This is a genomic window from Pseudomonadota bacterium (genome assembly GCA_041395565.1).
Classification (GTDB): domain Bacteria; phylum Pseudomonadota; class Gammaproteobacteria; order UBA9214; family UBA9214; genus UBA9214.
Genome location: JAWLAI010000003.1, coordinates 381,397 through 393,486 on the forward strand (window position 1 = coordinate 381,397; position 12,090 = coordinate 393,486).

The 12,090-nt window shown below is 66.7% G+C and carries 9 protein-coding genes; 5 read left to right on the forward strand and 4 right to left on the reverse strand.

Going from position 1 to position 12,090, the window contains the following annotated elements; genetic code table 11:
- Window positions 1–127 precede the first annotated feature (127 nt).
- The 3 genes from R3F42_05075 to R3F42_05085 form a co-directional block, all read right to left on the reverse strand.
- On the reverse strand, window positions 128–1,501 hold the full coding sequence (locus tag R3F42_05075) for an ATP-binding protein (protein MEZ5541397.1): 1,374 nt from the start codon (window positions 1,499–1,501) through the stop codon (window positions 128–130).
- On the reverse strand, window positions 1,488–2,165 hold the full coding sequence (locus R3F42_05080; GenBank protein ID MEZ5541398.1) for a response regulator transcription factor: 678 nt from the start codon (window positions 2,163–2,165) through the stop codon (window positions 1,488–1,490). The genes R3F42_05075 and R3F42_05080 overlap by 14 nt, the downstream gene beginning before the upstream one ends.
- 82 nt (window positions 2,166–2,247) lie before the next feature.
- Entirely contained in the window at window positions 2,248–2,961 is a 714-nt protein-coding gene (locus tag R3F42_05085; protein MEZ5541399.1) for a YfdX family protein, read from the reverse strand.
- A 457-nt stretch (window positions 2,962–3,418) separates the two neighbouring features.
- Here R3F42_05085 and R3F42_05090 point away from each other — a divergent pair, with 457 nt between their 5' ends.
- From R3F42_05090 to R3F42_05100, 3 genes are all read left to right on the forward strand, one after another.
- Entirely contained in the window at window positions 3,419–5,662 is a 2,244-nt protein-coding gene (locus R3F42_05090) for a hypothetical protein (GenBank protein MEZ5541400.1), read from the forward strand.
- Window positions 5,663–6,041: 379 nt separating this feature from the next.
- A complete protein-coding gene (locus R3F42_05095; GenBank protein MEZ5541401.1) occupies window positions 6,042–7,748 on the forward strand; it encodes a hypothetical protein in 1,707 nt (568 codons plus the stop codon).
- A 40-nt stretch (window positions 7,749–7,788) separates the two neighbouring features.
- The gene (locus R3F42_05100) at window positions 7,789–9,270 is read left to right on the forward strand and encodes a hypothetical protein (protein ID MEZ5541402.1); all 1,482 of its coding nucleotides are present in this window, start codon (window positions 7,789–7,791) and stop codon (window positions 9,268–9,270) included.
- Window positions 9,271–9,314: 44 nt separating this feature from the next.
- Here the strand turns inward: R3F42_05100 and R3F42_05105 are convergent, their stop codons facing one another.
- On the reverse strand, window positions 9,315–10,007 hold the full coding sequence (locus tag R3F42_05105) for a methyltransferase domain-containing protein (protein ID MEZ5541403.1): 693 nt from the start codon (window positions 10,005–10,007) through the stop codon (window positions 9,315–9,317).
- A 368-nt stretch (window positions 10,008–10,375) separates the two neighbouring features.
- Here R3F42_05105 and R3F42_05110 point away from each other — a divergent pair, with 368 nt between their 5' ends.
- Window positions 10,376–11,467, forward strand: coding sequence for a hypothetical protein (locus R3F42_05110; GenBank protein ID MEZ5541404.1), 1,092 nt, complete (start codon window positions 10,376–10,378; stop codon window positions 11,465–11,467).
- A 17-nt stretch (window positions 11,468–11,484) separates the two neighbouring features.
- Window positions 11,485–11,964, forward strand: a complete 480-nt coding sequence (locus R3F42_05115; GenBank protein MEZ5541405.1) for a hypothetical protein — start codon at window positions 11,485–11,487, stop codon at window positions 11,962–11,964.
- The last annotated feature ends 126 nt before the right edge of the window (window positions 11,965–12,090 follow it).

The following is a 12,090-nucleotide window of genomic DNA, read 5'->3' on the forward strand; positions in this document are numbered from 1 at the left end:
CTGGCAGGATGACGTTCATCCCGCTGGTTCATCACCGCAACGTCATCTTATGGAAGGCCCGTGTCTGCCGGCCTGTACACCGTTGCGGCCGATGCCGGATCTCCCGGCGTGATCTGTGCTCCGGCGGTCATGGCGCGACATTTCTGAACACCAGGGTCACCCGCAATCCCGGGGCGTTGTCCGCGAGCACGATGCGCGCGTGGTGCATGTCGGCCACGGCGCGGACCAGGCTCAGCCCGAGACCGCTGCCCGGCGTGGTGCGGCTGGCATCGTGGCGGTAGAAACGCTGGAACACCTTCTCGTGCAGCTCGGACGGGATGCCGGGACCCGTATCGGCCACCCGCAATTCGGCGCCGGCGGGTGTCGCCATGGCCGCGAGCGTTATGGTGCTGCCCTGTGGCGTGTACTTGATGGCATTGTCCACCAGGTTCGCGAGCGCCTGAAACAGGAGGTCCCGGTCGCCCAGCGTGCGCACGGGGCCTTGCCCCTCCACGCGCAGCGTCTGTCCCTGTTCTGCGGCGACCGGCTCGTAGAGTTCGGCGATGTCCCGGACCAGGCCGGCAAGGTCCAGGGCGGTAAAGGCGGGTGCGCTGCTGCCGGATTCGATGCGGGCGATGCGTAACAGCGCATTGAAGGTGACGAGCAGCTCGTCGGTATCGTCTATGGCCTGGTCGATCACGTACGGAATGTTGGCCGCCGCCCCGCCGCGGGCCTGCTCCAGACGCGTGCGCAGGCGGGTCAGGGGCGTGCGCAGGTCATGCGCGATGTTGTCCGACACCTGGCGCACGGCGGCCATCAGCGCCTCGATGCGCTCGAGCATGCGGTTGAGATTCCCGGCCAGCTGGTCGAAGTCGTCGCCGCTGCCCACGGTGGGTACCCGCCGCGACAGATCGCCTTCCATGATCTCGCGGCTGGTCTGGTTGATGGCTTCGATGCGGCGCATGACCCGCCAGCTCATGAGCAGTCCGACGCCGAGCGCGAGCGCGACGGTGATGGCCAGTCCCCAGGCCAGGGCATCGAGGATGAGCTGGCGCGTGGCCTGGAGGTCGCGGACATCGCGCCCCACCAGCAGGTGCAGGTTGTCGTGCAGGTGAAAGGTGCGGGCGCGTGCCTCGTGCTCCTGTGACCGATCGCTGCCCCAGTCCTGCAGTCGGAAGCGGGTCCAGCCCTCGGCGTCGATCGGTGTGCCCGGCCAGGCGGCGAGATTGCCGATCAACGGTCTGTGGCCCGCGTCGGCCAGCAGGTAGACCGCGGCCCGCTGCGGATCGTGCGCCACCCGCTCGCCGAGAACCTCGGACAGCCCCGCCAGGCCGCGGCTCTCGTATTGCTCGGTCAGGCCGAGGATCTCTTCCTCGATGGTCGCATCGAGTTGGCGGTCCATGTATCCCGCGGTCGCCCAGTAGATGAATCCGAGCAGGGCCACCATGGACCCCAGGGTCAGGGTCGTGTAGAGCAGCGCCAGGCGGAAGGTAAAGCTGCGCAGCAGCCTAGCGGGTATCACGGAGCATGTATCCGGCGCCGCGGACGGTGTGCAGGAGCGGCGGGTCGAAGTCCCGGTCGATCTTCGCGCGCAGGCGGCTGATGTGGACGTCGATCACGTTGGTCTGGGGATCGAAATGATAATCCCACACGTGTTCCAGCAGCATCGTGCGGGTGACGACCTGTCCCGCATGCCGCAGCAGGTATTCCAGGAGACGGAACTCGCGCGGCTGCAGTTCGATCGTTTTGCCGGCGCGGGTTACCGCGTGCGTCAGCAGGTCCATTTCCAGGTCGCAGACGTGCAGCCGGGTCTGCGGTGCCTCGATGCTGCCGCGGCGCAGCAGCGCCTCCAGCCGGGCATGGAGTTCGGCGAAGGCGAAGGGCTTGACGAGATAGTCGTCGCCGCCGGCGCGCAGCCCCTGGACGCGGTCGTCCACCTCGCCCATGGCGCTCAGGATCAGCACCGGTGTGTGGTTGCCGGAGGCCCGCAGGGTGCGCAGGATGGACAGGCCGTCGAGGCTGGGCAGCATGCGGTCGACGATCAGCACATCATAGGGCTCCCCGGCAGCCAGGAAGAGGCCGTCCCTGCCGTCCGCGGACCGATCGACGACCATTCCCACCTCGTTCAGGGCCTTTTGCAGGTAGCCGGCGAGCTGGTCATCGTCTTCGATCAGGAGTGCACGCATGGGCAGGGATCCGGACGCTCACACTGTGCAGGACAGGCGTCGTGCAGCCGGGTGCCGCTGTGCTGCCGTCGACATCCGCCGCTCACTCCTGCGCCGATGGCGCGCTGTCGTGCTTTGCCTTGGGTGTGGCGTCGACCGCATAGGTCTGAACCAGTGCGGCATCGTCGACCGCCTTCAGCGCCAGGTTGGCCTCATAGTACTTGCCCGCGCCGATCAGACTCGCCGCCTGCGCGATCTGCGTCCTGGCGAACTTGACCGGCAGCAGCTCGGTCGTGACGGCGACATCGACCTCGCCGAGCTTCAACGTCTCCAGGGCCTGCTTCTGCTCGCCCCGGTGCAGGTGCTCGTTGGCCTTGGCGATATGCTTGGCCTTGGCATCGTTCGGTTCCAAGGTGTCGAGCACCGTTAGACTGGCGTTGAAGGGGATATACGTATCCTCCGCCTTCGGCGCCTTGATATCAAGCGCGTACTTGTCCGCATCCTTGATCGCGGCATCGATCCGGGTCACGGCCGCATCCACGTAGGTCCGGGCCTGTGCCGTATCGCCGTTGAAGATGGCAAGCCGGGCGCTGTGCATGTCGCGCATGCTGAGCAGCGCGTCGTCCGATACCTTGAACAGGTCGCGCTCGGCTGTCTGCGCCTGCTTGTCCTGCCGCTCGTTACTGACCTGGGCCGCGGCCGGCGCCGGTGTGCCCGCGCTCTCGCTCGCCGCGAAGGCCGGGCTCAGGTTCGTTGTGATCATGCCGGTGGACAGCAGGGCGGCGCTGATGGCCGTCAGAAGATATTTCTTGTTCATGGTCATACTCCTTGTCGAGTGATTCGGTTAACCGGCCGGGCCTGTCACATTGGCACAAGCCCGAGCCTGGGTAACATGATCCGCTCGAGCGGCTAACGCCGAGATGGATGCCGGATTAACAATTGTTAATGGGGCATTTCACTTGCAATTTCAGCATGCATCGGGCACCACGGCGCGGCGGTAACGCGCATGGTGCGTGTCCTTGGCGAGGCGCGCCCGGCGGCAGCACGGGAACGGCGGACACTGTTTACCATTATCGCGGTCCGCTGCATCCGGTCAGTTTCTGGCTTGCCCGCGAGGCTGGTTTGGCGTCTCCATTCAAGCGATAATCCACAGCGCTCCAAGGGGCCGGCGGCATACAGGCGGGCATTCTGTTTCCGCACCCTGCCGGTGCCGCAGCGGCGCAAGCGCGTCCCCGACGAACAATCAACCAACAAATCATTCGGAGGTCTTGGCAATGACGCGTGCTTCAGGGAACCAGGAACACCGTTGGCGGTTCAACCGGCTCGGCGGTTTCGATCAGGTCGTGATCGAAAGCGACGACATCTGTCATCTTCCGGGGCTGGATCAGAAATTGTGGGCGGCGCTCAGCTGTCCGACGCGGGGTGTCGAGTTCGATCAGCACACGCTCAACCTGCTGGACGGCGACGGCGACGGCCGGATCCGGGTGCCCGAGGTCCTGGCGGCGGTCACCTGGGCGTGCGGCATCCTGAAGGAACCGGGCGAACTGTTGCAGTCGTCCGCGGGGCTGCCGCTGGCCGCGATCGATGACAGCACGGAAGAGGGCCGCCAGGTGCTGGCATCGGCCAGGCGCATCCTGGCGAATCTCGACAAGGCGGACGCCAGCGTGATCACGCCGGCGGAAACGGCCGATACCAGCAAGATCTTCGCCGAGACGCGCTTCAACGGCGACGGCGTGGTGCCGCCCGCTGCGGCCGACGCCGCGCCGGTGTCACAGGCCATCACCGACATCATGGCCTGCATGGGCGCGGTACCGGACCGCAGCGGTGCCGAGGGCATCAACCAGGAACTGAGCGATGCGTTCTTCGCCGCGGCGGCGGAACACCTGGCCTGGTGGAAGGAAGGCGAGGCCGATGCCGCCAACCTGCTGCCGCTGGGCGCGGATACCGAGCAGGCGGCAGCGGTGTTCGAGGCGGTCAAGGCCAAGGTCGACGATTATTTCACCCGCACGCGGCTGGCCGGCTTCGACGCGCGTGCCGCCGCACCGCTCAACCCCGCGGAGGCCGACTACACGGCACTGGCGCTGAAGACCCCGTCGGCCACGACGGCGGAACTGGCGGACTTCCCGGTGGCACGCGTGGAAGCGGACCGTCCCCTGCCGCTGGACCAGGGTGTGAACCCCGGCTGGTCGGGTGCGCTGGCGGCGTTGCGCGAGCAGGTGGTGCAGCCGCTGCTGGGCGAGGTCAGCAAACTCACCGAGTCGCAGTGGTCGGACATCAGCGCCCGTTTCGCCGCGCACTCCGCCTGGCATGCCGCCATGCGCGGCAGCGTGGTCGCACCGCTGGGTGTGGCACGCGTACAGGAACTGCTCGATGGCGGGACCAAGGCCGCGATCGATACATTGATCGCGCAGGACAAGGAGCTGGAAGCGGAGGCCAACGCCATCGCATCGGTCGACCGCCTGGTGCATTACTACCAGCACCTCGACCAGCTGCTGCACAACTTCGTGTCATTGCGTGATTTCTACACGCCCGGCAAGAAGGCGATCTTCCAGGCCGGCACGCTGTATCTCGACGGCCGCAGCTGCGAGCTGTGCATCAACGTCAACGACATCGCGGCGCACAGCAACCTTGCCACCCTGAGCCGGACCTTCCTGGCGTACTGCGAATGCCGCCGCCGCGGCGGCGACGAGAAGATGACCATTGCCGCGGCCTTCACCGGCGGTGATGCCGACAACCTGCGTGTCGGCCGCAACGGTGTGTTCTACGACCGCCACGGTGACGACTGGGATGCCTCCATCGTCAAGATCATCGAGCACCCGATCAGTGTGTCGCAGGCGTTCTGGTCACCCTACAAGCGCATCGCCCGCATGATCTCCGAGCAGATCGAGAAGTTCGCCGGCGAGCGCGACAAGGCGGTCGAGGCAGGCACCGCGAAGGGCGTGGCGGATGCCTCGGCGTCGGCCCAGGCGGGCAAGGGACCGGCGGCGCCGTTCGACATCGGCAAGTTCGCCGGTATCTTCGCCGCCATCGGTCTGGCCGTCGGCGCCATCGGCACCGCGCTGGCGTCGGTGCTGACCGGGTTCCTCGGTCTCACCTGGTGGCAGATGCCGCTGGCGCTCGTCGGCCTGGTCCTCGTGATCTCGGGGCCCTCGATGCTCATGGCCTATATGAAGCTGCGCCAGCGCAACCTCGGTCCGATGCTGGACGCCAACGGCTGGGCGGTGAACACCCAGGCGAAGATCAACATCCCGTTCGGCGCCACCCTCACCGGTACCGCGGAGCTGCCGCGCGGCGCGCAACGCTCGCTGCGGGATCCGTTCGCCGAGAAGAAGCGGCCGTGGAAGTTCTACCTCTTCCTGCTGGTGCTGCTGGCCGCCGGCGGCGTGCTGTGGCAGAAGGGCTATATCACCCAGTGGTGGGATGCGCTGCAGCACCGGACCGAGGAGGCCGCCGCGCCGGCCGAACCGGCGCCCGCCGAACCCGCCGATCAAACCGAAACGGCCGCGCCGGCGTCCTGATGCCGACGGCGGGGCGGCGCCTGCACGGGCCGTCCCGCACGTGCGTGCGGTCGCGCAGGTGACTACGGCCGTCTTCCCTCGACCGTGAAATGACCGGCTCGCGCTGAACACGCTCGCCACGCAGGCTGGTCCGGCGCGATTGTGTCTAGCCTGCAGCGCCGGCGTCGAACCGCGTGTTGACCGGTGCGAACACGTCGCCCTTGCGCGCAGCGTGCGACTCGGCGGTGTCGATTGCGCGCGTTGCCGGAACCCGTCTCATCATTCCCCGCTGCCGCGACGAATCCGTTCACGTGTGTCTGCAGGCGGGCGTTTTTGCTTGCCGTGCCGGTAGCAAGCCACTAACCTGAACGCCCTCACTTCACAACCTCAAGGATGCGTCATGCGCCAGAGCCGACTGTTCGCCACCACCGTCCTGTTCACGCTGCTGCTCGCGGCATGCCAGCCGCCGCCGGCAGGCAGCGGCGGCAACGGCACGGGTGCTGACGGCCGCAAGGATACGGCCGGTCTGCAGGTCAGCACGCATCAGACCAAGACCGAGATCATCGACGTGCCGGAGACGGGGATCAACCTCGGCTGGGGCTACAATCTCTACGACTCGACACCGCTGCCGAACAAGTGCATCGAGTTCACGCCGGCCGAGGAGCCGGCGCAGACCCGCACCATGTCGATGCGGGAGGTCAACGACACCTACGAGGTGATGCGCAGTATGGGCATGACCGCCGAGGCCAGCGTCAGCGTGATGGGCTACGAGGGGAGCGGCAAGGCGAGTTTTGCGAAGAGCCTGAACCTCAGCGGGACCAGCACCAGCTTCGTCCTCGATGCCAGCGTCGACAACGGCGTGCGTTACGCGGGGCCCTACGATCCGCCCGAGGAGGCGAAGAATGCCCGTAACCGGCCACAGCCCGCTATCCGTCTGACAGCCGCCGCGGAACGGCTGGCGGCGCGGCCCGAGGAGTTCCTGCGCGAGTGCGGAAACGGCTTCGTCTCCGCGATCTACTCGGGTGCCCGCCTGACGGCGGTGATCACGATACACACGCGCAACCAGAGCGAGAAGCAGGATGTCAGGGCCGAGGTGTCGGCGAAGGGATTCGGCGCGACGGTGTCCGGCAGCATGCATGAAGGCACCTCCACCACGGCGTCCAGCGCCGACAAGTCGATGTCGGTGTTCCTGGTGGGCGGGCGCGGCGACGCGATACCCAAGGACCAGGCACAACTCGAGGCGCGGCTGGAGACCCTGTCGTATGCGGCCTACGAGGCACCCAAGGACTTCCGCATGGCGGTAACACCCTACGAGATCCTGCCGAACTGGCCGCAGACGCAGCAACTGCGCGGCGAGGTCACCGAGTTCGAGCAGCTCGCCGGACTGTGGGGCGACTACAACACGGTATACGACGAAATCGAATACATCCTCGACAACCCGGCTTTATATGCCGCGGTCACCCTGCAGGCGGACGGTGGCTACGCCCTGGAACTGCTGCGTCCGAACACGGATGCGGGCAAGGACCGGATCGAGTACCTGGAACGGTTGCAGGATTATGTCCACCAGTCCTTGCGCGAGCTCGAGGACGTGGCGCGCGTCTGCGTGAGCACGGAGGAGACGCAGATCGACGAGGGCGGCGATTGCAGTTTCGACGAGACGCGTTATCTGAGCAGCTATGCCTTCTGGTCGCAGCTGCCGGTCGATGCGCGCGACACTACCTTGAAGACACCGGAAAAATGTCCTGACGCTCTCACCAGTGAGCCTGCGCGTAGCGACTGCCTCAAGGCGTATGCCGAGGCGGTGACGAAGCGGCTGTCGACACTGCCGAGACCGCTGGACCGCCTGGCCGCAGAGCAATGGATCATCCCGAAATCCCAGGGCCGCTGCCGCTTCGATCTGCTCGATTTGGGCTGCCTGACCAATGCCGAGGTGCGTCACTGGCAGTCCCAGGTCGGCAAGCGCCTGCGGCTGGTCCGTACGGACCAGGAACGCGCCGCGGTCACACTAGCCGGTGCCGGCATCGACGCCAAGACCGGTGCCGCGTGGCTCACGGCGGCGCAGGAACAGGCCGTCACGGCCACGCTTGCCGCGACACCGGGACAGTGATTTCGCTACGCTACCGGCGCAAGCGGCCCGGCACGCCAGGATGAACACGACACCCGCGCTGCCGGTGGTGCGCGCCGCCTTGCACGCGGCGGTGTTATGGGGCGTGCTCGTCGCACCGGCGCCGGCGGCGTGCGACGTTGACATCGCCGACGCGATGACGCGCGAGGTGAACCGGATCCGGGACTGCCTGCATGAGATCGCCGCGCGGCCGGTCGAGGTCCCGGTGCCGGGCGGGCATGCGGAGCGCCTGCTGTATACCTGGGGGCCGGAGATCAAGATCCGGCGCATGCTGGATGATCCGTACTTCTGCGATTACGAATACGCGCGCCAGGTCGAGTTCGAATACCGGCAATACCTCGAGCTCCCGACCAGTATGCCGTACTGGGGCGACCGTCCCTGGTTGCGCTCCATGTCGCAGCTCGCAGCCCTGGCGAATGCCGCCAATGACACGGCGCCACTGTTCCCGGAGCCGTACCGCGAGGAAGCGGTGGAGCAGGCGCCGGATGCCGGTCTCTGGGAAGACGGGGCGCCGCCGGAACCTGCACCCGCTGCCAGCGGACCTTACCTCGACGAGCCGGTCGAGACGGCGCCGGATGCCGGCCTCTGGGCAGATGCCGAACGCTGGGAAGCCGAGCCGCCGCTACCGCAGGCGGAACTCAAGGGACGTTCGGTGCAGTTCGCGCTCGCCGGCCTGCGCGACCTGGGCATGCCGCAAGCGCAAAGATACCGCGAGATCGAGCGCCAGGCGCAGCAGCTGGAGGCGCGTAATCCCGGTCCGAACAAATCGGCCGCAGCGGGCAGGCTGGCCGCCGTGCGGATGATCGAGGGATCCGGTGCCGCCGCAGGCAGCTTGCGCGAGTCGTCGATCAAGGGCGGCCTCGGCGTCTATTTCAGCAGCGATCCGTTCCGCTATTTCGAAGCCGGTACGCGGCCCGCCGGGCTGGTCTGCAGAACGCCGTCCCAGCCCGTCATCATCGATCGGTCGGACCAGGAAACCGCGCGCTTCCTGGCCGCGCACCGCATCACGGTGCAGGGGGCAACGCTAAATCTCCCGGGTGCCAAGACGATTCCAACCCTCGAGAATCCGGCACTGTTCGACGAGGCGGCACGCGGTCGGTACATCATCCGGTTGCCGGCCTATCTCACCGGCGGCGTCGGACGCCAGTCTGCCTATGTCGACAAGTGCGTAATGCCCTATGACAATGCCCAGGTCTGCCGGCGCGTCACCATCGAGGAACCCTGGCTCAGCTGCGAGGATTTCCGGCGCCTGACCGGTCTCAGCTGGATGACCCGGGAGCGCCGGTTCAGAAGGAGCGAGGATCTCCTCGCCAGGAAGCCGGATGCCGATGCCACGAACCAGGCACTGCACGCACAAATCGTGCAATCCGACGGTCAGCTCTTCGCCGAGACATTCAGGCAACGCTTCAGCCAGTGTTACGGTGTGGTGTGGGAAGACAAGTACCTGGGACTGCTCGGCACTGCCGATGATGCCTTCGTCAGGGCGCTGACCGCATCGCAGTGAGAGCGGCGCCGGCCGCCCGGGAGCGGTCGATCCGTCCGTTCACTTCATGCTGCGGCGACCGCGACACCGCGGATGCAATGCGCGACGACGGCGGGGCAGCCGGCGGCTGTCTGCCGGGTGATCGATTCGAAATCGAATCCCGCCTCGACCAGGCTGCGCTCGGTGTCGCGGGTGAGATGGCAGTTGCCGCACGCACATACCCAGACGGGCTGCAGCAGGCGCTGCCATTTGATCAACCGCGGTTCCTGCCTGGCCAGTACGTGTTCGATGAAATAGATGCGCCCACCCGGTTTCAGCACGCGCCTGATCTCCGCCAGCGTCCTGCGTTGGTCGTCCACGCTGCAGAGCACCAGCGTGATGACCGCGGCATCGAAGCGGTTGTCCCCGAATGGCAGGTCGGCGGCAGCCGCCTGCACCAGCGTGTGCCAGCAGTCTGGTGCCGCGCGCAGGCGATTCCCGAGCATGGTGCACATGTGCCGGTCCGGCTCGGTGAGCGTCAGTGAGGCAACCCGGTCGGAGTAATAAGCGAGGTTGGCACCGGTGCCGCTGCCGATCTCGATCACATCGCCGCTGATCCGACCGAGCAACTCCGCGCGCCAGGCGGCCAGCGTGGCCGCCTCCATCTGCTGCATGGTGGCATCGTAGAACCGCGCCATGAAGTAGCTGCTGATAGACACGGTCGTTGCATCCCCCGTTATGTGCGCGTTGCTCGCCTCGGTCTCTACATAGTAGGGCATGGAACCCTGCCTGGCAGGGTCATGGCGAGTACCTATCTCATACTTCCCCGCGGCCGTGACCGTGGCGCTGTACGCCGCGGCCCGCCGCCGTGCCGCCCGGCGGTGGGGCTGTATCTCGTTATTTTCTAATGGAATTTCTTTTGCCGTGCCATCCCTGTTCGGGTACTTGTAAGGAAAACAGTCACTTGGTCGATAGACATGCCTGCAAGTAAGGATACTTGTTTTGGTGCTGATTAACCGCACCGGGTCAAGTAGTCACTCGCGCAGCAGGTTGCGCACGCACAGGTTGCAAGTGCTCCACAGGGATGTTTGGACTGACGCAGACAGCGGTCGGTCCATGGCCCGGTGGTGCGAGAACCCTGATGCGCATGGCGACAGACTGGTGCGTCCACACGACAGCAGCTGCATCCCCACCCGCCGGCCCGACGCGGTGCCGGCCGCCGCTGCGCCTGCGCCTACCTCCTGATATCGCTGCATGCCAGCCGCCGCGCCGGCTGTGGCAGGCGCTGACGCTGCTGCTCGGCCTGCTGCTGCACGGCCCTGTCCACGCGCTCGGTGCCGGCGCGGGTACGCTGATCAGCAACAGTGCCACCATGGATTACGAGATCGCGGGCGCCCTTGCCAGGGCCGTCAGCAACACGGTCACGCTGCGCGTGGACGAGATACTCGATCTGGATCTCACCTGGCAGGACGCCGGCAATGTCGCTGTCGCCACGCCGGACACCGCGCGGGTGCTCACCTATCTGCTGACCAACACCGGCAATGGCACGGACAGCTACAGTCTCAGCGTGCAGAACAGCGCCGGAACCGACCAGTTCGATCCGGTCTTGGCGGACATCTACCTGGACGCCAACGGCGACGGTGTCTTCAGTCCCGGCGTGGATGTGCTCTACGTCGCCGGCGTGAACGATCCCGTGCTCGCCGCGGACGCCGCGCAGGTGGTGTTCGTGCGCTGCGATATTCCCGGCAGCCTCGAGAGCGGCGACCTCGGCAGCAACCGCCTGGTCGCGACGTCCGCGACCGGCGCCGGCCGGCCCGGGACCGCCATCGTGAACGCGGGCGACAACAACACCGCGGCGGTCGTCGGCAGCTCCGGTGGCATCGACGCGGCCACCGGTGTCTACGAGGTCAGCAACGTGACCGTGGTGCTGCTCAAGTCGGTGACAGTCAGGGATCCGCAAGGCGGCAGCCAGCCGGTCACCGGTGCCACGCTGACCTACAGCATCGACGTCAGCGCGACCGGCGCCGCCGCCGGCGTGCTGGTGACCGATCCGCTGCCGGCGAATACCACCTACCGGCCGGGCACGCTGACGCTCAATGCGGCACCGCTTACCGATGCCGCGGATACCGATACCGGCGACGTGGGTGCTACCGCGCCCGCGACCGTTGCCGTGTACCTGGGCGACCTGTCGCAGGCAACGCCCGTCCAGACCATCTCGTTCGAAGTGACCATCAACTAATCCACTGGAGGAAACGTATGAACACATTACTGAAAGTCATGTTTGGCCTGTGCTTCGCGCTGTTCAGTGCCCGGCTCCTGGCCCACATCGAGGTCTCCACCAGTGCCGAGATCGAGGTGAAGGAGGTCAACGCGCAGGGTGAGCAGATCGTCCGGCGCGTCCCGGCCACCACCGTGGTCCCAGGCACCGAGGTGATCTACACCATCACCGCCAAGAATACCGGCACCGAGCCGGCCGACCGTGTCGTGGTCACCAACCGCGTGCCGGAACAGACCGTCTACGTCGCCGGCAGTGCGGCGGGTCCCGGCGTCGCCATCACCTTCTCGGTCGATGGCGGCAAGACCTACGCCACCGCGACGAAGCTGAGCGTCGTCGACGCCGCGGGCAAGACCCGGCCCGCCACGGCAGCGGACTATACCCACGTGCGCTGGACCTTCCAGTCCAGCCTCGGCCCCGTCCAGGAGGCGCCGGTGTGGTACCGCGCACGGGTCAAGTGAGGCGTCCCGCCTTGCCGTCCCGCAGGCCGTCACTGGCGCGCGGCGGCGACGGGCGCGTACGGGATGCACGGTTTATCTAACCGCGGCGGTGCCGCGGGATTTCGTCAGGCAATACCAACCCCAGGA